This window comes from Streptomyces ochraceiscleroticus, from assembly GCF_000720485.1.
Lineage (GTDB): Bacteria > Actinomycetota > Actinomycetes > Streptomycetales > Streptomycetaceae > Streptomyces > Streptomyces ochraceiscleroticus.
Genome location: NZ_JOAX01000005.1, coordinates 347,985 through 370,407, shown reverse-complemented (window position 1 = coordinate 370,407; position 22,423 = coordinate 347,985). Strand labels below are relative to the sequence as shown.

Here is a 22,423-nt window from a genome sequence, read left to right as displayed (position 1 = left end):
GATGGACGCGCCCGCCGGCATCCGCGTCAAGGTCCACCCGGAACTGGCGCACCGGACGGCCGACGCGACCCTCACGGCCTGCTGGGACGACATCTGCCGAAAGCGCCCATTGCAGCTCCGGGAAACCCGGTCGGAGAAACCGGCCACCTGGCCCGGCTTCGCGGTCGTACGCGACCTGCCAGGAAAGCCGGTACACATCACGTTGGTATTCAAGGACCAACGCGGCACCACCGTGCTCGACCGACAGGTCAGTGTCACCCCGAAGCCCACCTATCCCAACGGCCGTAACTGCTCACCGGCCGGCCACCAGGCCCGCCTGACGGTCACGGAAGAGGGCTCGCTGATCCCGCGCTGATGCCCGGTCCCGGGCCGAAGATTCGGTTCAGGTGGTACTCGAAGATCGCGGTGGCGGAGTCGGGGGTGCGCTGGCCGACGAGGATGCTGGTGCCGAGGCCGGCGGACATGGCCAGCAGGCCGACCGCCTCCGTCCGGGAGTCCACACCGGGCCGTAGCAGATCCGACTCCTGTGCCTGCTGGAGGAGCCCGTGCAGGGCGGCCTCGGCGGCGTCGGGGTCCTTGATGAACGGCTGGGCCGCGAGCGTCGGGTCGTTCACGGCGAGGACCGCGTACGAGGTGTAGAGATGGTGGAAGGTGCGGCTTTCCTCGTCGGTCGGCAGCGCCGCCATCAGCAGCGCCTCGATCATCGCGCGCGGTCCCGGGTGGTCCCCGGCGGCCCGGAGCCTGGCGGCGACCCGCTCGCCGAATCGCTCGGCGAGGTGCCGGAGCCCGAAGAGCAGCAGCTTCTCCTTGGTCTCGAAGTAGTACTGCACCAGCCGGAGCGAAACGCCCGCCTCCGCCGCCACGTCGCGCATTCCCACGGCATGCAGCCCGCGCCGGCCCGCGACCCGGACGAGCGCCTCGGCGATCTCGGTCCGCCGCTCTGCGTGATCCACGCGCTTGGGCATCGTCCGGCTCTCCGCTTCTCGTTGACGACATGGGTGCGGGCGGGTACCCCACCTCTTTGATGGTACAGCCGTACCACCATCGTGGTACGTTCGTATCACAACGTTCGACTACCCGGAGGTGGCCGTGCCCGAGACCGCTGCAGTCCGCACCCAGGCCGATGTCGGCCGCTATGTGAGCGACGTCCTGCGCGACCGCTACTTCGCGGCCTGCGACGCGGTGTACGCGTTGGGGGCCGCCGCGCTGGGGGAAGAGGACGTCGAGACGTCCTTCGGTACCACGCACGTCTACCGTTACGGCCCAACGGACCCGGCAGCGCGCCGCCGCACCCCCATCGTCCTGGTGCACGGAGCGGGCTCCTGCTCCGCCATGTGGTACCCCAACACTCCCGCGCTCAGCGCCGAGCGGCCGGTGTACGCGATCGACACCCCGGGCGATCCCGGCCGCAGCGTGCAGCGCGCACCCCTTCACCAGCCCGAACACGCCGCCCAGTGGCTGGACGAAACGCTCGCCGGGCTCGGGCTCGACCGCGTGCACCTCGTCGGTTCGTCCTACGGCGGCTGGCTGGCGCTGAACCAGGCGCACCGCAGGCCCGGCCGCCTGGCCTCGGTCACACTGCTCGACCCCGGCGGCCTGGAGAAGGTGGGGCTGCGCTTCTTCGTCTGGATCTTCGCCAGCCTGTTCGCGACCTTCGCGCCGAAGGCGCTGCGGCCACGGCTGGCGGCCTGGCTGGAGCAGCCGGTGCTCGTCGTGCCGGAACTGCGCACGATGATCAGGCTCGGTGTACGCGCCTACCGCATCCGCCGCCCCGCACCGCTGCCCCTCTCCGAGACCGAACTGTCCGGCATCCGCACCCCGCTCTCTCTCGTACTCGGCAAGCGCAGCCTGCTTGTGCACCCGCAGCGGCAAGTGGAACGCGTCCCGCGCCTGATACCGGGCGCCCGGGCCGAGATCATCGCCCACACCGGCCATGGACCGCAGATCGACCACGCCGAGGAGGTCAACCGCCGGATGCTGAGCTTCATGGACTCCGCCGACTGACCTGCCGGTCCCTCGCCGATTAGGTGTGAGGGCCCGGGCCGCGTAGGGTTGTGTTCACCGACGCGGGGTGGAGCAGCTCGGTAGCTCGCTGGGCTCATAACCCAGAGGTCGCAGGTTCAAATCCTGTCCCCGCTACTGATCCCGGGGCCCGGCGGAACATCATCCGCCGGGCCCTTGCGGTGCTCCGCCCGTTGTCAGGAAGCGGTTCAGGGGCAGTGTCGCGGCGCCGACCGTTACCGCGTCCGTGCCGAGGCGGCCGAGTTCGATCGTGGCGCGGGCTGCCGGGTACCGGAGGGCGTATGCCGCGGTGGCTTCGCGTACGGCGGGCAGCAGGCGGGCACCGAGTTGGAGTCCGGCCCAGCCGGCCAGCACGATGCGCTCGGGGTTGAAGAGGTTGACCAGGTCGGCGATGCCCGCGCCGAGGTATTCGGCGGTCTCCGCCAGGACTTCGGCGGCGGCCGGGTCCTCGGACGCGAGGAGTGCGGCGAGCGCGGACTCCTCGTCAGCGCCGGGCGCGCGTCCGCCGCCCGCCTCCCGCCACCGTTCCAGTACCGCTTCGGCGCCCACATACGCCTCGAGGCAGCCGCGGGCGCCGCAGCGGCAGCGGCGGCCGCGGAGTTGCATGGTCGTGTGGCCCCACTCCCCCGCACCCTGCGCGGCGCCGCCGTACGCACTGCCATCGGTGATCACACTGGCGCCGACGCCGGAGCCGATGAGGGCGATGACGGCGTCGCGCGCGCCCCGGCCCGCACCGAACCACATCTCGGCCTGGCCGAGCGTCTTGGCTCCGTTGGAGACGAACAGCGGGGTGGACGAGCTGAGTTGAGCAGTGGATCGGAGGAGGGATTCGAGCGGGACGGCGTCCCAGCCGACCGTTTGGGCGTGCACGACGGCGCCATCCCCGGCAGGGTCCTCCGCGACGATGCCCGGTACGCCAACGCCGATGCCGAGCAGCGGGCCGCGCTGGACGTCCGCGCCGCACACCGCCGCCAGACCGTCGGCGATGAGCCGTACGACGTGGGTGACGTCGCCATGGCCGCCGTCCTTCAACGGGTGTACTGAGCGGGCGAGTTCGGTCATGGAGATGTCGAAGAGTTCGACGCGTATCCGGGTCTCGCCGACGTCCACGCCGATGAGGGAGCCGGCCCCCGGCGGGATGCGCAGCAGGGTGCGCGGGCGGCCGCCGTCGGAGCCGACGGAACCGGCCTCCTCCAGCAGGCCGTCCGCGAGGAGTTCGGCGGTGACGTTGCTGATGGACGCCGAGCTCAGGCCGGTGTGCGCGGCCAACTCCTGGCGGCTGAGCGGCCCTTCGAAGTACAGCCGGCGCAGCAGTGTCGCACGGTTGCCGCGACGGAGATCGCGGACCGTCCTGCGGTGGCGTTCGGGCATCTGACTCCTTCCCTCTGCGCCAACTTACCGTCGCCCGGCGTCTTGACGGCCACTTCTCTCACTACTTAACTCACGCCTTGAGATAAGACCGAGCCGCGTTCAGAGCTTTGACGCTCACCTCCCGGAGGGGCCTCAACGACCATGCGCAGATTCCGTATGGCGGCAGCCGCCGCGCTCACCACCGCACTGACCGCCGCCCTGGCCACCGGCTGCGGCGGTGGCAACGCGCCCGGCGACACGGCCGGCAACGGCAACCCGAAGGAGCTGACGTACTGGGCGACCAACCAGGGCTCCAGCGTGGAGGCCGACAAGAAGGTGCTCGCGCCCGAGCTGAAGAAGTTCGAGCGGCGGACCGGCATCAAGGTCCATCTGGAGGTCGTGCCCTGGGCCACGCTGCTGGACCGCATCCTCGCCGCGGCCTCCTCCGGCCAGGGGCCCGACGTCCTCAACATCGGCAACACCTGGTCCGCCTCACTGCAGAAGAGCGGCGCGCTGCTGCCCTTCGACGGGAAGACGTTCGCCGAGGTCGGCGGCAAGGAGCGGTTCGCGAGCGCGCCACTGGCCGCGACCGGCGCCCGCGGCAAGGACCCGGCGGCGGTGCCGCTGTACTCCCTGACGTACGCGCTCTACTACAACAAGGCGATGTTCCGGGAAGCCGGGATCGAGCAACCACCCACGACGTGGGCCGAGTTGGTGGCCGATGGGAAGAAGCTGACCCGGGGTGGGAAGTACGGGCTGGCCGTCGAGGGCGGCAACCCGGTGGAGAACGCCCACCACGCGTTCGTCTTCGGCAAGCAGCACGGCGCCGACTTCTTCGACGCCGCGGGCAAACCCACCTTCGACCGGCCCGCGAACGTCGCGGCCGTCAAGCAGTACGTCGACCTGCTCGCCAACGACCGCATCGCCGCGCCGGGCAACGCCGAGTACGCCCAGAACCAGTCCGTGCGGGACTTCGCCACCGGCAAGGCCGGGATGCTGCTGTGGCAGGCCGCGCGGACCTCGCTGCTCGCGCACGGCATGAAGCCTGATGAGTACGGTGTCGCGCCCGTCCCCTTCCGGTCCGCCGACGCGTCCGGCCGCCGCAACGTCAACTCGATGGTCGCCGGCATCAACATCGGCGTCTTCAAGAACACCGACAACCTCGACGGCGCCCTGAAGTTCGTGAAGTTCATGACCTCGACGGACGAACAGAACGTCCTGACCACGAAGTACGGGTCGCTCTCGCCCGTGCTCGCGGCACAGAAGCACGCGCCCCGCACGCCGGACGAGGCCGTGCTGCGCGAGGTACTGGCCAAGAGCGCGGAGCCGTTGCCGCAGGTCCCGGACGAGGCGCAGTTCGAGACGCTGGTCGGCGGGGCGATGAAGGAGCTGTTCGCCGACGCCGCCGCGGGCAAGAAGATCACCACGGCGGACGTACGGGCCCGGCTGACCGCGGCCCAGCAGCAGATGCAGAAATGAGGCGGCGATGATCGCCCGTATCAGGCGCGGCGGCCTGCCCTACCTCCTGCTGCTCCCGGCCCTCGCCCTCGAGCTGCTCATCCATCTCGTCCCGATGGTCATCGGCATCGCGATGAGCTTCAAGCGGCTCACCCAGGAGTACATCGGCAACTGGGGCGCGGCGCCCTGGGCCGGTCTCGACAACTTCCGGCTCGCGGTCGACTTCGACGCGCCGGCCGGCCGGGCGCTGCTGCACTCCTTCGCGGTCACCTGCGCCTTCACCGTGCTGGCCGTGGGGCTGGCCTGGCTGCTCGGTGTGACGGCCGCGATCCTGATGCAGGACACGTTCCGCGGCCGCGGCCTGCTGCGGGCTCTGTTCCTCACTCCATACGCGCTGCCGGTCTACACCGCCGTCATCACCTGGTCCTTCCTCCTCCAGCGGGACAACGGGCTGGTGAACCACGTACTGCACGATCAGCTCGGGATCACCGATTCGCCCACGTTCTGGCTGGTCGGCGACAACAGTTTCACCGCGCTCGTGATCACCTCTGTCTGGCGGACCTGGCCGTTCGCCTTCCTGATGCTGACGGCGGCGCTGCAGAACATCCCCCGGGAGTCCTACGAAGCGGCGCAACTGGACGGTGCCGGAATCCGGCGGCAGATCCGGCACATCACACTGCCGGCCCTCCGCCCGGTCAATCAGGTCCTCGTCCTGGTGCTCTTCCTGTGGACCTTCAACGACTTCAACGTGCCGTACGTGCTCTTCGGGAAGGCCGCGCCGGAGGCCGCCGACCTGATCTCGATCCACATTTACCAGGCGTCCTTCGAGACCTGGAACTTCGGCTCGGGGTCCGCCATGTCCGTCCTGCTGCTGCTGTTCCTGCTCGTGGTGACGGCCGTATACCTGCTGGTCACCGGCCGTGGAAGGAGGGGCGGGCATGGCTGAGGCCGGCACGTCGCCCACCGCACCGCCCCGGTCCTTCATCTGGACCCGGCGCGTGCTGCTCACCCTGCTCGCTCTCTTCACGGCCACGCCGCTCTACGTGATGCTGAGCAGCTCGCTCAAGCCGCTGCGGGATGTGACCGGCGCCTTCCGGTGGTTCCCCAGCCACCTGACGGTCCAGCCCTACCTCGACATCTGGCGGACCGTGCCGCTGGGCCGGTACTTCGTGAACTCCCTCATCGTGGCGAGCGCGGCGACGGCCTGCTCGGTGGTGATCGCGGTGTTCGCGGCGTACGCGGTGAGCCGGTACCGGTTCCGGGGGAAGCGGCTGTTCACGGTGACGGTGCTGTCCACGCAGATGTTTCCCGGCATCCTCTTCCTCCTCCCGCTGTTCCTGCTCTTCGTGAACATCGGGAACGCCACCGGCGTCGCGCTCTACGGCTCGCGCGGCGGCCTGATCCTCACGTACATGACCTTCACCCTGCCGCTGTCCATCTGGATGCTGGTGGGTTACTTCGACTCCATCCCGCGCGACCTGGACGAGGCGGCGCAGGTCGACGGCTGCGGGCCGCTCGGCGCGCTGCTGCGGGTGGTCGTGCCGGCCGCCGTCCCCGGCATCGTGGCCGTGGCCATCTACTCCTTCATGACCGCCTGGGGCGAGGTGCTCTTCGCCTCGGTCATGACCAACGACGTCACCCGCACGCTCGCGATCGGCCTGCAGGGCTACGCCACCCAGACCGAGGTGTACTGGAACCAGATCATGGCCGCCTCGCTCGTGGTCAGCGTCCCCGTCGTCGCGGGCTTCCTGCTGCTCCAGCGTTATCTCGTCGCCGGGCTCACCGCCGGTGCCGTCAAGTGACCCCCGCGGAAAGGAACTCCGTGTCCGACTCGTACCTCGACTCGCTCCCCGCCGGATTCGTGTGGGGGACGGCCACTGCCGCGTACCAGATCGAAGGTGCGGTGGCCGAGGACGGCCGGGCGCCGTCCATCTGGGACACCTTCAGCCACACCCCAGGCAAGGTCGACAACGGTGACACCGGGGACGTGGCCTGCGACCACTACCACCGCTGGCGCGAGGACATCGCGCTGATGCGGCGCCTCGGGGTGGACGCGTACCGCTTCTCGATCGCCTGGCCGCGGGTCGTGCCGGGCGGCGACGGGCCGGTCAACAAGGCGGGCCTGGACTTCTACGACCGCCTCACCGACGCGCTCCTGGAAGCCGGGATCACGCCGTACCCGACCCTGTACCACTGGGATCTGCCGCAGGCGTTGCAGGACCGGGGCGGCTGGCCGGCGCGGGAAACGGCCGAGCATTTCGCGGCGTACGCGGCGGTCGTCGCCGAGCGTCTCGGCGACCGTATCCAGCACTGGACCACCCTCAACGAACCGCTGTGCTCCGCCTGGATCGGCCATCTGGAAGGCCGGATGGCGCCCGGCCTGACGGACGTCACCGCGGCCGTCCGCGCCTCCTTCCACCTGCACCTCGGGCACGGCCTCGCGGTGCAGGCCATCCGGGCTGCGGTGCCCGATGCTCGGGTCGGCATCGTCAACAACCTGACGCACTGTGAGCCGGCGAGCGAGCGCGAGGCCGACCGCGCGGCCGCGCGCCGCTCCGACGGCCACACCAACCGCTGGTGGCTGGACCCACTGCACGGCCGCGGCTACCCGCAGGACATGGTCGACCTGTACGGCACCGAACCCCCGTCTCGGACAGGCGACTTGGAGACCATCGCCGCGCCGCTGGACTGGCTCGGCCTGAACTACTACTTCCGCAATGTCGTCGCCGACGACCCGGCGGGCCCGGTGCCGTACGCCCAGCAGGCCTCCGTCCCCGGCGCGCGCCGCACCGCCATGGGCTGGGAGGTGCACGCGGAGGGCCTCGTGAAGACGCTGCGGCGGATGACCGAGGACTACGGGGCGCGCTGCCTGTACGTCACCGAGAACGGCTCCGCCTACCCGGACACCGTCGGCCCCGACGGGCAGGTCCACGATCCGGAGCGGGTCCGCTACCTGGAGGAGCACCTGGCCGCGTGCGCCCGCGCGGTGTCCGAAGGGGTCCCGCTGGCGGGTTACTTCGCCTGGTCGCTGCTGGACAACTTCGAGTGGGCGTACGGCTACGACAAGCGGTTCGGCCTGGTCCACGTCGACTACGCAACGCAGCGGCGCACCGTCAAGACCAGCGGCCGGCGCTATGCGAGTCTCGTCCGCGCGCACCGCGCCCGGAGCCTGTGAACCGCCACCGCCGGACGGCGTGGGGATCACGTCGTCCGGCGGTGGCGGTCCCCGGTCAGCTCGCCAGCAAGGTCGTGATGGCCTTGTCCAGCGCGCCGCCGACGTCCTCGATGTGCCGGTGCCGGCCGTCCTCGACGACGAGTTCGCCGCCGGTGACGACATGGCTGACGTCGGCGGCGGTGCCGGCGAACACGGCGTGGGCCAGTGGATCGCCGGCCCGCGCCCCGGCCGTGCGCGGCGAGTCCAGCCGTACGGTGGCGAGGTCGGCGAGCCGGCCCGCCGCGATCGTGCCGGCGTTCCAGCCGAGCGCCGTCATGCCGGCCGAGGTCGCGGCGGTGAGCAGTTCGGCGGCGGTCCAGTGGCCGCGGCGGCCGCTGATCAGCCGCTCGTCCAGTTCGATGGCACGGGCCTCCTCCCAGAGGTCGATCATCATGTGCGCGTCGCTGCCGAGGCTCAGCGGCGTGCCGGCCGCCGCCAGCCGGCCGGCGGGGCCGATGCCGTCGGCCAGGTCGCGTTCGGTCGTCGGGCACAGGCAGACGCCGGTGCGGGAGCCGCCGAGCAGCGCGATGTCGGCGGAGTCCAGATGGGTCGCGTGGACAGCCGTCGCGCCCTCGCCCAGTACCCCTTTCTCGTGCAGCAGGCGGGTGGGGGTGCGGCCGTACCGCTGGCGGCAGGCGGCGTTCTCGGCGGGCTGTTCGGAAAGGTGGACGTGGAGCGGGACGCCGCGGCGGCGGGCGTCGGCGGCGACGAACGTCATCGCCTCGCGCGGCACGGCGCGCACGCTGTGCACGGCGGCGCCGATGCGGAGCCGGTCGCTGTCCCGCAGGGCGCCCGTGCGCCGCGCCCAGTCCTCGGCGCTGCCGTCGCTGAAGCGCCGCTGCACGCCCTCCAGCCGTCTGCCGTCGATGTCGGCCATGAGGTAGCAGGTGTCGAGGAGGGTGAGGCGGATGCCCGCGTCGGCGGCGGCGCGGGCGAGCGCGCCGCCCATGGCGTTGGGGTCGTCGTACGGTGTGCCGTCCGGGTTGTGATGGACGTAGTGGAACTCGCCGACGGCGGTGATGCCGGACAGCGCCATCTCGGCGTACGTGGCGCGGGCGAGGGCGTACATGCGGTCGGGGTCGAGGTGTCCCGCGGCGTCGTACATGACGTCGCGCCAGCGCCAGAAGTCGGTCACGCCGCTCTGGCTGCGGCCGCGGATGGCGCGGTGGAAGACGTGGGAGTGAGTGTTGGCCAGGCCCGGTACGGTCAGTCCTGGCAGTCGGTGGGCACCGGGCGGTGCCGGGGTGTTGTCGGTGACACGGGTGATCCGTCCGTCGGCCACTTCGATGAGGACCTGCTCGGCGACGCCGGTCCCGCCGAGCCAGGCGTACTCGCAATGAAACGTCATCCGGCCTCCCTGACGACGGTTCGCCGCGGCCGGTCACGCACCGCGGCGACCACACAGCTCTCCGTCAACGGTAGTTGATCTCCGAACGACTGGGAACGCCTCGTGCGGACGTGGCGTCAAGATGGCTGCGCCATGGGCGAGTTCAGGATGACTGTGAGGGGCCGGAAGGGCCCTCTTGCGGCACCGGCGTCGGTTCCGCGCTAGCGGCCCGGCGCCGGGCCCGTGCTGCCCCGCGGATCGATCCGGGGCAGCGGCTCCTGGGTGTGGCCGGCCGGCGCGCCGTCCAGGAGGGCGGTGAGGGCCTGCGCGGCGTGCCGGCCGAAGGCGGCAGTGTCGCGCACCGGTGCGGTCAGCGCCGGGTGGACGCTGCGGCACAGCACCGAGTCGTCCCAGGCCACGAGGGAGAGCTGGTCGGGGACGCGGATGCCGCGCTCGGTGGCGACGGCGAGCCCGGCGACGGCCAGTACGTCGTTGTCGTAGATCAGCGCTGTGGGCGGCTGGGGGTGGTCCAGCACCCGGCGGGTGGCGGCGGCACCCTCGCTGTCGGAGTAGTCGGTGGTCACCGAGGCGGCCTCGGTCAGGCCGAGGCGGGCGGCCTCGGCGCGCAGGGAGGCGATCCGGCGCTGGGTGTGGGCGAATTCGGGGAGTCCGGCGATGTGCGTGATACGGCGGTGGCCGAGCGCGTGGAGATGGCCGACGAGGGCGGCCATGATGCCCGCGTCGTCGGCGCCGAGGGTGGAGACGGCTGAACTCTCGCCGTCGGCCACCTCCGGCGCGGGGGCACCGATCATCACCGCGGGCAGCCCGAGGCCGCCCAGCAGGTCCGGGCGCGGGTCGTCCTGGCGCGGGTCGACGACGAGGACGCCGTCCACGCGGTGCTCGGCCCACCAGCGGCGGTAGGTCGCGCACTCCGCGTCCAGCCCCTCGACGACCTGGAAGAGCAGCCCCAGCTTCCGTGCGGACAGCTCTTCCTGGATGCCGGAGACCAGTTGGAGGAAGAAGGACTCCACGCCGAGGGTGCGGGCCGGGCGGGCCAGTACCAGCCCGACTGTGGCCGAGCCCTCCCCCGACAGCGCGCGGGCGGCCGCCCTGGGCTGCCAGCCGAGCTGCTCGGCGACCCGGCGGATGCGGTCGCGGGTCACCGGCGAGACGCCGGGGCGGTCGTTGAGCGCGAAGGAGACCGCGCTCTCGGACACCCCGGCACGCAGGGCGATGTCCTTCATGGTCGGCCGCCGGGCCGGCGTACGGCGCATGCTCCCTCTTCCGCTTCCCTACTAATGCGCTTGAGTACGGAGAGACTAAAGCGCATTAGCACTTCGCGCAACAGTTCCGAACTCACCTCGCTGGCCTGCACTTTCGAGGCGAAGAAAAGAAATACGCGTAAAGAGTGTTGACGTAACTCGGCGGCTGCGGGCACCTTTTGGGGCGCCACCCCAGCCCACCTCCGGCCCGACTGAAGGAGCCCTGCGGCCATGCCCACTTTCCGGGGTACCCGTGTGTCCAGACCCGCCCGTACCGCCGTACCGCTGCTGGCGGGCGCGCTGCTCCTCAGCGCCTGCGGGGGTGGTGCCGACGACGGCGGCAGCGCCGCCGACGGCAAGGTGAGCGGCCACATCACCTTCCAGACCTGGAACCTCCGGGCCCAGTACAAGGACTACTTCAACGGCCTCATCGACACGTTCGAGAAGGCGCACCCGGGCACGAAAGTGAAGTGGATCGACCAGCCGGCCGAGAACTACCCCGAGAAGCTCAGCGCGGACGCCGGCGGCGGCACCCTGCCCGACGTCGTGAACGTCTCGCCCGACCTGTCGTATCCGCTGGCCAAGGCCGGGCTGCTGATGAACCTGGACAAGGAGCCGGTCACCGCGAAGGCGAAGAAGGTCTACACGCCGGAAGCCTGGGCAGGCAACGAACTGCCGGGCCTGGACGGCGCGTACGCCTTCCCCTGGTACCTCAACACGGGCCCGCTCTTCTACAACAAGGCGCTGTTCAAGAAGGCCGGGCTGGACCCGGAGAAGCCGCCGACGACGTACGACGAGCTGTTCGCCGACGCGCGGAAGATGGCGAAGACCTCCGGCGGCAAGGTCGCCACGCTGGCCGGGGTGCCCGCGATCGAGGACTTCGGGCGGTACGGCGTGAAGCTGATGAACGCCGACGCCACCAAGTTCACGTACAACGAGCCGCGCGGCGTGGAGCTGCTCACCGAGTACAAGAAGCTGTTCAAGAGCGGCGGGCTGGACTCGCAGGCGCTGAGCGCCACTCCGGAGAGCGCGGGGCGGAAGTTCCTCCAGGGCCGCGTCGCCATGAACCCGGGCAGCGCGCCCGACCTCGTGGACTTCAAGGAGAACGCGCCCGAGCTCTACAAGAACCTCGGCATCACCGACGCGCCGGCCAACACCGGCAAGCCCAACATGTACGTGATGGGCCTCGGCGTCAACGACCGCAGCGAGCACAAGGCCGCCGCCATCGCCTTCGCGCGCTTCGTCACCAACCAGCGCAACCAGGAGTCCTTCGCGCACGAGGTCGCGGTGTTCCCGAGCACCCGCGGCTCCCTGGAGAAGCCGTACTGGACCAAGGACGACGGCACCGACGAGGGCCGGGTGCGGGTGGCCGCGGCCAGGATGCTGGACGGTGCGGTCAACTACACGCCCGTGGTGATGACGGACGAGATGAAGACCGTGCTGCAGAACGAGGTCGCCAAGGCGCTGCAGGGCGACAAGTCGCCGAAGCAGGCGCTGGACGACGCGGTCGCGCAGAGCAACCGGCTGCTGCAGCAGGGCTGAGCCATGAGCGTACGGACCCATCGCGCGGCCAGTCCCTGGCTGTTCCTGCTGCCGGGCCTGGCGGTGGTCGCGGCCTTCATCCTGTACCCCTTCCTCAGCACGGTCCAGCACGCCTTCACCGACGCGCGCACGCTCACGCCGGGCGTGTGGGTGGGGCTGCGCAACTTCCAGGAGATGCTGCACGACCCGCAGTTCTGGACGGCGCTGCGCAACAGCCTGCTGTACGTGGTGGTCGTCGTGCCGTGCACGGTCCTGCTGCCGCTGCTGCTCGCGCTGCTCGTGGAGAAGCCGCTCAAGGGCGTCGTCTTCTTCCGCGCGGCCTTCTACACGCCGGTGGTCGCGTCCGTGGTCGTGGTCGCGCTGATCTGGGTGTGGATGCTGGACGACCGCGGGCTGCTCAACAGCATGCTGGAGATGCTGGGCGCGGGACCGGTGTCCTTCCTGGGTGACGCCTGGCTGGTGCTGCTGTGCGCGATGGCCCTGACGGTCTGGAAGGGCCTCGGCTACTACATGATCATTTACCTGGCGGCGCTGGCACAGGTACCCAAGGAGTTGCACGAGGCCGCCGCCGTGGACGGCGCGGGGCCGATCCGCCGCTTCGTCACCGTCACCGTGCCGGCCGTGCGCTCCACGATGGTGCTGGTCGGCGCGCTCTCCTCGGTCGCCGCCTTCAAGGTGTTCTCCGAGGTGTACCTGCTGGCCGGGCCGACCGGCGGCCCGGCCGGGGAGGACAGCACGCTCGTGATGCTCGTCCAGCGCTCCGGCACCGGGCTGTCGGGGCGGGTCGGCTATGCCTCCGCGCTCTCGCTCGTCATCTTCTGCATCGCGCTGGTGCTGATGCTGCTCGTGCTGCGCGCCGACCGTAAGGAGAAGTCCGCATGACCCGCGTCGGCCGCACGGAGCGGGTCGTGCGCTACGTCCTGATGCTCGCCGTGCTGGCGATCACCGTCGGTCCCTTCCTGTGGCAGCTCTCCACCTCGCTCAAGGGCCCGGGCGAGAACATCTATCCCTCGCCGCCCTCCTTCGTCCCGCGCGACCCGACCCTCGCCAACTACGCCGAGGTCGCCCGAATCATCCCGGTGTGGGACTACGCGCTGAACTCCCTCAAGGTCGCCGCCGCCAACGTCCTCACCAACTGCGTGGGCGCCTCGCTCGCCGGATACGCGCTGGCCAGGCTGCGCTTCCGCGGCCGTACGGCGGCCGGCCTGGTCTTCGTCGCGGCGCTGCTGGTCCCGCTGGAGTCGATCATCATCGCGCAGTTCACCACCATGCGTGATCTCGGCCTGAACAACACACTGGTCGCCGTCGTCCTCCCGGGCAGTGTCGGCGCGCTCAACGTGCTGCTGATGCGCAACGCCTTCCGCGCGCTCCCGTACGAGATCGAGGAGGCGGCCGTCGTGGACGGCGCCAACGTCTGGCAGCGTTTCCTGCGCATCGCCCTGCCGTCGGTGAAGGGCACCCTCGCGGTCGTCGCGATCTTCGCCTTCATGGGCGCCTGGGACGACTTCCTCTGGCCGCTGATCGTGCTCTCCGACCCGGACCACTTCACCCTCACCGTCGGCCTGAACTTCCTGCACGGCACCTTCGCGGACAAGCCGCGGGTGGTCGCCGCCGGAACCATCATCGCGGTGGCCCCGCTGATCGTGATGTTCGCCTGTCTGCAGCGCTACTTCTTCCGCGGCGTGGGCGAGGGCGCGGTCAAAGGCTGAGCGCCGATCCGCCCGTCCCACCCCTGTCGAACAGGAGCCGTATGCCCCCGATTCGCTTCGGTGTGAACTACACGCCCACCCGCGGCTGGTTCCACCACTGGCTCGACTTCGACCTGGACGAGGTCCGGTCCGATCTGGACTCCGTCGCGGCCCTCGGCCTGGACCACGTCCGCGTCTTCCCGCTCTGGCCGCTCTTCCAGCCCAATCGCACGCTGATCCGCCCGCGCGCCGTTGACCAGTTGGTCTCCCTCGCCGACGCGGCCGCCGAGCGCGGTCTGGACGTCGCCGTCGACGGCCTCCAGGGCCACCTGTCCAGCTTCGACTTCGTACCGGCCTGGACCACGACCTGGCACCGCCGCAATCTCTTCAGCGACCCCGATGTACTGGACGGCCAGGCGGCATACCTGGAGACGCTGGCCGCGGCCCTCGCCGACCGGCCGAACTTCCTCGGCATGACCCTCGGCAACGAGACCAACCAGTTCTCCGGCGACCCGCATCCGGACCCCGACCGGATCACGCCCGACCAGGCGAGCGCGTGGCTGGAGCGGATGCTGGCCGCGTGCGAGCGGGGTGCGCCAGGGCGGCTCCACCTGCACGCCTCGTACGACGCGGCGTGGTACCTGGACGGCCACCCCTTCACGCCGGAACACTCCGCGACGCTGGGCGCGCTGACCGCCGTGCACGCGTGGGTGTTCAACGGGACGGCGCAGCGGTACGGGCGGGAGTCCACCGCCACCGCGCAGCACGCCGCGTATCTCATCGAGCTGTCCAAGGCATGGGCCGAGGACCCGGCCCGGCCGGTATGGCTCCAGGAGGTCGGCGCGCCCGCGCCGCACATCCCCGCCGAGCACGGCCCCGCGTTCGTACGGGACACCGTGCGTGCGGCCCTGGACTGCACGGAGCTGTGGGGCATCACGTGGTGGTGCTCGCACGACGTGGACCGGGCACTGGCCGACTTCCCCGAGCTGGAGTACAGCCTCGGGCTGCTGACAAACGGCCGGCAGGCCAAGCCGCAGGGGCTCGCCTTCGCCGACGCCGTACGGGAAGAGCGGGCCGCGCCGCATGTCCCGGCGCCGCGCACCCTCGCGCTGGCCGTCGAGAGCGGCACCCCGTGCGCGCCCGGCGGCCCGGTCTTCGAGGCATGGATGCGGCTCGCGGAACGTGGCCTGCGACCGGCCTGCGTACGCAGTGAACGGGTCGCGGACAGCGCGCACTTGAAGGACCGCGGCATCGCGGAAGTGATCCAGCCCCACGAGGTCTGAAGGAGCCGTACGTCATGCACGACCACCGCACCACCACCGAAGCCCGACTGAAGCGGGTGCTGGAAGAGCGTCTGTGGCCCGCCGTGTACCCGGAGTCGGTGCCGCTGACCGTCGGCGTGTGGCACGCACCCGGGGAGCCGGTGCCGGTCGCCGAGGGCATCGCCGCGCCGCGTACGCCCATCGAGGCCGGTGCGCCGTGGGGCCCGCCGTGGGGCACGAGCTGGTTCACCGTGCGCGGCACCGTGCCCGAGGCGTGGGCGGGCCGTACCGTCGAGGCGCTGATGGACCTGGGCTTCGACGAGAACATGCCGGGCTTCCAGTGCGAGGGCCTGGTGTACCGGCCCGACGGCTCGCCGGTGAAGGGGCTCAACCCGCGCAACCAGTGGGTGCGGATCGCCGCCCCGGCCCGCGGCGGCGAGGAGGTACATCTGCACGTCGAGGCGTCCGCCAACCCCGTCATCCTGGACTACCACCCCTTCCTGCCCACCGAGCTGGGCGACCGGGAGACCGCCGGTGACGTGCCGCAGTACAAGCTGGCACGGATGGACCTCGCGGTGTTCGATACCACCGTCTGGGAGCTGGCGCACGACCTGGAGGTGCTGGGCCAGCTCATGGCCGAGCTGGGCGAGGACTCGGCGCGCCGCTGGGAGATCCTGCGGGCGGTGGAGCGGGCACTGGACGCGGTGGATCTTCAGGACATCGGCGGGACGGCGGCCCGCGCCCGTGAGCTGCTGACCGACGTCCTGGCCGCGCCCGCGCACGCCTCAGCGCACCGGATCAGCGCCGTCGGCCACGCGCACATCGACTCGGCGTGGCTGTGGCCGCTGCGCGAGACGGTGCGGAAGGTCGCCCGTACGGCGTCCAACATGACCGCGCTGCTGGAGGACGAGCCGGACTTCGTGTACGCGATGTCGCAGGCGCAGCAGTACGCGTGGCTGAAGGAGCACCGGCCCGAGGTGTACGCGCGGGTGAAGAAGGCGGTGGCGGACGGCCGGTTCGTGCCGGTGGGCGGGATGTGGGTGGAGTCGGACACCAACATGCCGGGGTCGGAGGCGCTGGCCCGGCAGTTCGTGCACGGCAAGCGGTTCTTCCTGGAGGAGTTCGGGGTCGAGACGGAGGAGGTGTGGCTGCCGGACACCTTCGGGTACTCGGCGGCGCTCCCCCAGCTCGTCCGGCAGGCGGGCGCCAAGTGGTTCCTGACCCAGAAGATCTCCTGGAGCCGGGACAACAAGTTCCCGCACCACACCTTCTGGTGGGAGGGGCTGGACGGCACGCGGGTGTTCACGCACTTCCCGCCGATGGACACCTACAACGCTCAGCTCTCGGGCCATGAGGTCGCGCACGCGGCGCGCAACTTCCGTGAGAAGGGCGCGGCGAGGCGGTCGCTGGCGCCGACCGGCTGGGGCGACGGGGGCGGCGGCACGACCCGCGACATGCTCGCACGGGCGCGGCGGCTTGCCGACCTGGAGGGCTCGGCGCGGGTCACCTTCGAGAAGCCGGCGGACTTCTTCGAGAAGGCGCACGCGGAGTACCCGGACGCGCCGGTGTGGACGGGTGAGCTGTATCTGGAGCTGCACCGCGCGACGCTGACCAGCCAGGTCCGCACGAAGCAGGGCAACCGGCGCAGCGAGCATCTGCTGTACGAGGCGGAGCTGTGGTCGGCGACGGCGGCCGTGCGTGCCGACTTCACTTACCCCTACGAGCAGTTGGACCGACTGTGGAAGGAGGTGCTGCTGCACCAGTTCCACGACATCCTGCCGGGCACGTCGATCGCCTGGGTGCACCGGGAAGCCGCCGAGCGGTACGCACGCATCGCGGCCGAGCTGGAGGGACTGATCGGGGCGGCCCAGCGGGCGCTGGCGGGCGCCCCGGCGGCGGGCTCCACCCTGGTGTTCAACGCGGCGCCGCACGGTCGGGAGGGCGTACCGGCGCGCGGTGCGCAGCCCGAGCGGGCGGCACCGAACGGCACGGGCTGCGTGCCGCGCGCGGGCTGCGGCTACGTCCTGGACAACGGGCTGCTGCGGGCGGAGATCGACGGCCGCGGGCTGCTGGTCTCGCTGTACGACCTGCGGGCCGGCCGGGAGACCCTGGCGCCCGGCAAGGCGGCCAACCTCCTCCAGTTGCATCAGGACTTCCCGACGATGTGGGACGCCTGGGACGTGGACGAGTTCTACCGCAACACGGTGACCGACCTCGTCGATGCCGACTCCGTGGAGGCCGTGGACGGCGGGACGGCCGGTGCCGTACGGGTCCGGCGAACGTTCGGCTCCTCGGCCGTCGAGCAGGTGCTGACGCTGCCGCCGGGCGCGGCGCGGCTGGAGATCGCGACCGAGGTGGACTGGCACGAGACGGAGAAGTTCCTCAAGGCGGCCTTCCCACTGGACGTGCACGCGGACCGGGTCGCGGCGGAGACCCAGTTCGGGCACCTGTACCGGCCCACGCACACCAACACCAGTTGGGACGCGGCCAAGTTCGAGGCGTGCGCGCACCGGTTCGTGCACGTCGAGGAGCCGGGCTGGGGCGTGGCGGTGGTGACGGACTCGACGTACGGGTACGACGCCTCGCGCGCGGCCCGGGAGACGGGCCGCGGCACCACCACAACCGTACGGCTCTCCCTGTTGCGCGCGCCGCGCTTCCCCGACCCGCGCACGGACCAGGGCACCCACCGCTTCCGCTGCGCACTCGTGCCGGGCGCCGGGATCGGCGACGCGGTGCGCGAGGGCTGGGCGCTGAACCTGCCGGAGCGGCGGGTGCCGGGCGCCGCGGCGGTCGAGCCGCTGGTGTCGGTGGCCGACGAGGCCGTCACCGTCACGGCCGTGAAGCTCGCGGACGACGGCAGCGGGGATGTGGTGGTGCGCCTCCACGAGGCCCGCGGCGGGCGCGTCCGCACGGAACTGGCCTGCGGCTTCCCGGTGGCCTCCGCGGTCCGGTGCGACCTGCTGGAGCGGCCGGCCGGTGCCGGTGAAGAGCGGTGCGAGGACGGCGTACTGCCCCTGGAGCTCCACCCGTTCGAGATCGTCACGCTGCGGCTGGGCCGCGGCGCCACACAGGAGGCGTGACCGTGAGCAGTGGACCGGTGGATCGCAGGACCTTCGTACGGATGCTGGGCGCGGCGGGGGTGGCCGTGGGGCTGGCCGGGCCGTTGGGTTACTGGGGTGCGGCGCCCGCCGCCGCTGCCTCCGCGCGCGGCGCGCACCAGCCCTTCATGCACGGTTACGACGCGGCCGCGCTGAAGTCCTGGAGCCCGGAGACGGACCGCTGGGCACGGTACTTCCGCTCCCGTGTGCCGCTCGCCGCGCGCATCCCGGCCTTCGCCGCCACCCAGGCGGATCCGGGCCTCGCCACCGGCCCGAAGCTGATGAACCTCAGCTTCGACTACGACAACTCCTTCTTCAGCGCGTACAAGTACGGCGATGTCTTCGCGCGCAGGCTGCTGCGCTTCTGGCAGTACACCGATCTGTACGGCTCCTGGCACGGGATGCCCGTCGACGGCTCGCCCGAGGACGAGCCGGTGCACGGCGTGGTGAATCTGCCGAACCCCGCCTGGACGGATGCCGCGCACCGCAACGGCGCACGCAGCCTGGGCTGCTGGTTCTGGCCGCGGACCGGCGAGTTCGGGGACTATCTGGAGCGGCGCGCCGACGGCTCGTACCCAGTGGCCGACGGCATGCTCGCGATGGCGGAGTACTTCGGCTTCGACGGGTACTTCATCAACCAGGAGGCCGAGATCCCGCCGGCCGAAGCCCGCGAGCTGATGCGGATGCTGGAGTACCTGCGCGCGAAGGCGCCCGACGGCTTCCATCTCCAGTGGTACGACACGATCATGACGGACGGGAAGCTGGACTATCAGAACGCGTTCAACGACAAGAACGCCGACTGGGTGCAGCACGGTGACACGCCCGTGAACCACAGCCTCTTCGCCAACTACTGGCTCACCGAGGAGGGTGTCGCGACCTCGCGCCGTACGGCACTGGAGCGGGGCCTGGACCCGTACGAGGCGGTCTTCCACGGCACCGAGACCGAGAAGTACGGCTTCAACCCACCGTTCGACGCCCGGATCGTCTGTCCCGACGGGGAGCCGGCCCGCACGAGCTGGGCGCTGTTCGGCTCGCACTTCCCGTGGGACCGCTACCCGGACCGCGAGGATCCGGACGCACAGGGCGAGGTCTTCGTCCGCGAGCGGCACTACTGGTCGGGACCGAACGAGGATCCGACCCGGACCGGGCGCACGGAGTACGTGCCCTGGCCGGACGAGGACGACGGGAAGCCGCGCGACGAGCACAACTTCCGCAAGTGGGACGGCGTGGCCCGGTACATCACCGAGCGGTCGGTGATCGGCGGCTTCCCCTTCGTCACCCGCTTCAACACGGGGCACGGCCGCGCCTTCTTCCTGGCGGGCCGTCAGGTGTCCGACCGGGAGTGGAACAACATCAGCATCCAGGATGTGCTGCCCACCTGGCAGTTCTGGACGCGGGGCGCGGGCGGCGCCGAGCCGCTGCGTGCGGAGTACGACTACGGACTGGCCTACGACGGCGGCTGCTCGCTGCGCTTCTCGGGCCGGCTCACCCCGGAAGGGCCCACGACCGCCCGGCTGTTCAAGACCCGGCTGCGGGTCACGGGCGGGGAGCGGGCGCGGCTGGTGTACGCGGCGGAGGGGCGGGTCGAACTGGGGCTGATCACCGAGGAGGACCCCGGGACCACGGTCTGGCTGCCCGCAGACCGGCCGCGCGCGGGCGGCTGGACCACCGCGGAGCTGCCGCTGGCCGCGCTCGCCGGGCGCACGGTCGCGGCGGTGGCCGTCCGGTTCTCCACCACGGGCGGCCCCGCCGACCACACCTTCCGCCTCGGCGAACTCGCCTTCCTCGACGGCCGCCCGGCGCCCCACCCGGCGGCCCCCGCCGGCTTCACGGTCGACGCCGTGCATCCCGCCGGGGACACCGCCGAGGTCTTCCTCTCCTGGCGGCTGGCGCGGCAGGGCGTCTGGTACTACGACCTCACCCGGGAGCTGCCGGACGGCCGTACCGAGTTGCTGGGGCGGATCCTCGACGACGTGTACTACGTCCAGGCGCTGGCCCGGGCGGGGTCGGAGCGCGGGACGGAGCTGCGGCTGACGGCGGTGGCGCCGGACGGCACCCGGGGCGGGACGGCCGTGGCCACGGTGCGCCGGCCGGACTGACCGTCAGCCGACGGCCGCGGCCCCGGGCGTGAACACGTACGGGGTCGTGGTCGTCAGCTCCGCGAAGCCGAGCCGCTGGAGGATGGGGCGGCTCTGGTCGGAGGCGTCGACCTGGAGGTACGGGTAGCCGCGCGCCGCGGCGATGCGGGCTCGGTGGGCGATCAGGGCGCGGTAGAGGCCGCGGCCGCGCCAGTCCGGGTCGGTGCCGCCGCCCCAGAGGGTGGCGAAGGGCGCGTGCGGCGACAGTTCCATGCGGGCCGCGCTCACCGGTGTGTCCCCAGCCATCGCGACCACCGCAACCACCGTCTCCGGTGCCGCGGCGAGCCGGTCGAGAAGCTGTCCGCGGAAGCGGGCGCGGCCAGGGCCAAAGGCACGCGCGTGGACGGCTGTCATGAGGTCGACGCCGGCGGCGTCGGTCACCGGCTCCAGGCGGACACCGGAGGGGAGGTCCGCCTCGGTGGGGAGGTCCCCGGTCTCGGCGACCATCAGGGTCTCTTCCTCCTCGGGGACGAAGCCGGCGGCCACCAGGCGGTCCGCGAGGCCGGCCGGGCGGTCGTGGGCGTGCAGCTTCCATTCGAAGGCCCGGCCGAGCCCGGTGAAGTACCGGATCTGTGCGGCGATCGCGGCATCCGCCGTGGCGGGCGTGAGGTCCGCCCAGAGGACACCGTGCCAGCCGTCGGCCGCTTCGGCGGTCTGGCGGACCACGCCGTCCACGCGCTCGATCCGGGCGCCGGGGCCGTCGGGCCGCGCGTCCTGTCGCATACGCCGGTCGTACCTCGCGAGCACCGCTGCGTGATTCATCCGGCCACCTCAGCAGGTGACGTGCTTCCGGACAACCGGATTTGCGCCCCGGCGGAGGTGAGGAGCCGGGCCCGTGCGGGTAGGGAGACTGGGCCCGCGCCGACTCGCCGGGGCGCCAAACTGGACAGTTCGCCGATTCCCGTCACCGCGCTTGCAGCTTTAGGTTTGCCTAACCTAACGTTACGACGCGTGTTGACGACCAAACCACCAGCTACCGCGGCCCCCGTGGCCGGCGCGCGGCCCCCTTCGGCGTTGCTGCGGGGTGTCCCCCTGCTGCTCGCCGGGCTCTGCGCACTGGCCGTGTGCGCCGCCCTGAGCCTCGCCGTGGGCACGCGCTCGGTGCCGCTGTCCACCGTGCTCGACGCCCTGACCGGGCAGGCACACGGGCGCGACGCCATCGTGGTCACCGGCCTGCGGCTGCCGCGCACCCTCGTCGGGCTCGCGGTCGGCGCCGCACTGGGCGTGGCCGGCGCGGTCGTCCAGGGCATCACCCGCAATCCGCTCGCCTCGCCCACGACGCTGGGCATCAACAACGGCGCGGGCTTCGCGGTCGTGGTCGCCATCTTCGCCCTCCACCTGACGCGGCCCGTGGAGTACGTCTGGTTCGCGTTCGCCGGTGCGGCCGCCGCCGCGCTGTTCGCACAGGCGCTGGCCCGGCGGGCCGGCGACCTCGATCCCGTACGGCTCGCGCTCGGCGGCACCGTGCTCCAACTGGTGCTGCTCTCCTGGACCTCGACGGTGATGCTGGCGAGCAAGCGGTCGCTGGACGAGGCCCGCTTCTGGCTGGCCGGGTCGCTGGCGGAACGTCCCCTCTCCGTGCTGTACCCGATGCTGCCCACCCTCGTGATCGGCCTCGTGCTCGCCCTGGCGATCACCCCGGCGCTCAACACCCTCGCGCTGGGCGACGACTCCGCGCAGGCGCTCGGCGTGCCGGTCGCCCGCATCCGTATGGCCGGCGGCCTGGCCGTGGTGCTGCTCGCGGGCTCGGCGGTCGCCGTGGCCGGACCCATCGCCTTCATCGGCCTGGCCGCACCGCACCTCGTACGGCAGCTCCTCGGCTCCGACCACCGGATGCTGGTGCCCGGCTGCATCATCGCGGGGCCGCTGCTGCTGCTCACCGCCGACATCCTCGGCCGGGTCGTCATCCGCCCCTCCGAGCTCCAGGTCGGCATCATCAGCGCCTTCCTGGGCGCGCCGCTGCTGGCCGTACTGGCACGGAAGGTGGCCCGGTGAGCGACGTCCTGCGTACTGAGAAGGCGCGCGTCGCCGCGCCGCACGCGGCCGGGCCCACCCATGCCGG

17 protein-coding genes, 1 tRNA gene and 1 pseudogene are annotated in these 22,423 nt (G+C 71.5%); 14 read left to right on the top strand and 5 right to left on the bottom strand.

Going from position 1 to position 22,423, the window contains the following annotated elements:
- Position 1: 1 nt before the first annotated feature.
- Positions 2-355 (top strand): beta/alpha barrel domain-containing protein, encoded by a 354-nt coding sequence (locus tag IG84_RS0109435; RefSeq protein ID WP_031053788.1) that lies wholly within the window; start codon positions 2-4, stop codon positions 353-355.
- On the opposite strand, the gene IG84_RS0109430 is transcribed toward IG84_RS0109435, so the two are convergent.
- Positions 324-965 (bottom strand): TetR/AcrR family transcriptional regulator, encoded by a 642-nt coding sequence (locus tag IG84_RS0109430; RefSeq protein WP_037799649.1) that lies wholly within the window; start codon positions 963-965, stop codon positions 324-326. The genes IG84_RS0109435 and IG84_RS0109430 overlap by 32 nt on opposite strands.
- Before the next feature lie 124 nt (positions 966-1,089).
- Here IG84_RS0109430 and IG84_RS0109425 point away from each other — a divergent pair, with 124 nt between their 5' ends.
- Complete coding sequence (locus tag IG84_RS0109425) at positions 1,090-2,004, top strand: alpha/beta fold hydrolase (RefSeq protein ID WP_078648708.1); 915 nt, start codon at positions 1,090-1,092, stop codon at positions 2,002-2,004.
- A gap of 61 nt (positions 2,005-2,065) precedes the next feature.
- Positions 2,066-2,139: transfer RNA gene (locus IG84_RS0109420), tRNA-Met, on the top strand.
- A 24-nt stretch (positions 2,140-2,163) separates the two neighbouring features.
- Here the strand turns inward: IG84_RS0109420 and IG84_RS0109415 are convergent.
- Positions 2,164-3,393 carry an ROK family transcriptional regulator gene (locus tag IG84_RS0109415; RefSeq protein WP_031053782.1) on the bottom strand — a complete coding sequence of 410 codons (1,230 nt, stop codon included), beginning with the start codon at positions 3,391-3,393 and terminating at the stop codon, positions 2,164-2,166.
- 141 nt (positions 3,394-3,534) lie between these two features.
- Here IG84_RS0109415 and IG84_RS0109410 point away from each other — a divergent pair, with 141 nt between their 5' ends.
- The 4 genes and pseudogenes from IG84_RS0109410 to IG84_RS0109395 all read left to right on the top strand — a co-directional run bounded on the left by IG84_RS0109410 (position 3,535) and on the right by IG84_RS0109395 (position 8,005).
- Entirely contained in the window at positions 3,535-4,851 is a 1,317-nt protein-coding gene (locus tag IG84_RS0109410; RefSeq protein WP_031053780.1) for an ABC transporter substrate-binding protein, read from the top strand.
- Between the two features lie 16 nt (positions 4,852-4,867).
- Positions 4,868-5,776, top strand: a pseudogene (locus tag IG84_RS0109405) (carbohydrate ABC transporter permease); the annotation flags it as partial.
- Positions 5,769-6,632, top strand: coding sequence for a carbohydrate ABC transporter permease (locus IG84_RS0109400; RefSeq protein WP_031053775.1), 864 nt, complete (start codon positions 5,769-5,771; stop codon positions 6,630-6,632). The pseudogene IG84_RS0109405 and the gene IG84_RS0109400, both read left to right, overlap by 8 nt.
- 20 nt (positions 6,633-6,652) lie before the next feature.
- Positions 6,653-8,005 carry a GH1 family beta-glucosidase gene (locus IG84_RS0109395; RefSeq protein WP_031053773.1) on the top strand — a complete coding sequence of 451 codons (1,353 nt, stop codon included), beginning with the start codon at positions 6,653-6,655 and terminating at the stop codon, positions 8,003-8,005.
- 55 nt (positions 8,006-8,060) lie between these two features.
- Here the strand turns inward: IG84_RS0109395 and IG84_RS0109390 are convergent, their stop codons facing one another.
- Both IG84_RS0109390 and IG84_RS0109385 read right to left on the bottom strand, forming a co-directional pair.
- Positions 8,061-9,392, bottom strand: a complete 1,332-nt coding sequence (locus IG84_RS0109390; protein ID WP_031053772.1) for a formimidoylglutamate deiminase — start codon at positions 9,390-9,392, stop codon at positions 8,061-8,063.
- Positions 9,393-9,592: 200 nt separating this feature from the next.
- Positions 9,593-10,645 (bottom strand): LacI family DNA-binding transcriptional regulator, encoded by a 1,053-nt coding sequence (locus IG84_RS0109385; protein ID WP_031053769.1) that lies wholly within the window; start codon positions 10,643-10,645, stop codon positions 9,593-9,595.
- 219 nt (positions 10,646-10,864) lie between these two features.
- Between IG84_RS0109385 and IG84_RS0109380 the strand changes: the two genes are divergently transcribed.
- Genes IG84_RS0109380 through IG84_RS0109355 form a run of 6 tightly spaced genes read left to right on the top strand, consistent with a single transcriptional unit; the run spans position 10,865 to position 20,322 of the window.
- Complete coding sequence (locus IG84_RS0109380; protein WP_031053766.1) at positions 10,865-12,175, top strand: ABC transporter substrate-binding protein; 1,311 nt, start codon at positions 10,865-10,867, stop codon at positions 12,173-12,175.
- A 3-nt stretch (positions 12,176-12,178) separates the two neighbouring features.
- A complete protein-coding gene (locus IG84_RS0109375) occupies positions 12,179-13,057 on the top strand; it encodes a carbohydrate ABC transporter permease (RefSeq protein ID WP_031053765.1) in 879 nt (292 codons plus the stop codon).
- Entirely contained in the window at positions 13,054-13,884 is an 831-nt protein-coding gene (locus tag IG84_RS0109370) for a carbohydrate ABC transporter permease (protein ID WP_031053762.1), read from the top strand. Before IG84_RS0109375 ends, IG84_RS0109370 begins: the two co-directional genes overlap by 4 nt.
- A gap of 41 nt (positions 13,885-13,925) precedes the next feature.
- Positions 13,926-15,146 carry a glycoside hydrolase 5 family protein gene (locus tag IG84_RS0109365; protein WP_031053760.1) on the top strand — a complete coding sequence of 407 codons (1,221 nt, stop codon included), beginning with the start codon at positions 13,926-13,928 and terminating at the stop codon, positions 15,144-15,146.
- A gap of 14 nt (positions 15,147-15,160) precedes the next feature.
- Positions 15,161-18,205, top strand: coding sequence for an alpha-mannosidase (locus IG84_RS0109360; RefSeq protein WP_031053757.1), 3,045 nt, complete (start codon positions 15,161-15,163; stop codon positions 18,203-18,205).
- 2 nt (positions 18,206-18,207) lie between these two features.
- Positions 18,208-20,322, top strand: a complete 2,115-nt coding sequence (locus tag IG84_RS0109355; protein ID WP_157848849.1) for an endo-beta-N-acetylglucosaminidase — start codon at positions 18,208-18,210, stop codon at positions 20,320-20,322.
- Positions 20,323-20,325: 3 nt separating this feature from the next.
- Here the strand turns inward: IG84_RS0109355 and IG84_RS0109350 are convergent, their stop codons facing one another.
- Entirely contained in the window at positions 20,326-21,123 is a 798-nt protein-coding gene (locus tag IG84_RS0109350) for a GNAT family N-acetyltransferase (RefSeq protein WP_031053753.1), read from the bottom strand.
- Positions 21,124-21,348: 225 nt separating this feature from the next.
- Between IG84_RS0109350 and IG84_RS0109345 the strand changes: the two genes are divergently transcribed.
- Entirely contained in the window at positions 21,349-22,356 is a 1,008-nt protein-coding gene (locus tag IG84_RS0109345) for a FecCD family ABC transporter permease (RefSeq protein WP_037799646.1), read from the top strand.
- The last annotated feature ends 67 nt before the right edge of the window (positions 22,357-22,423 follow it).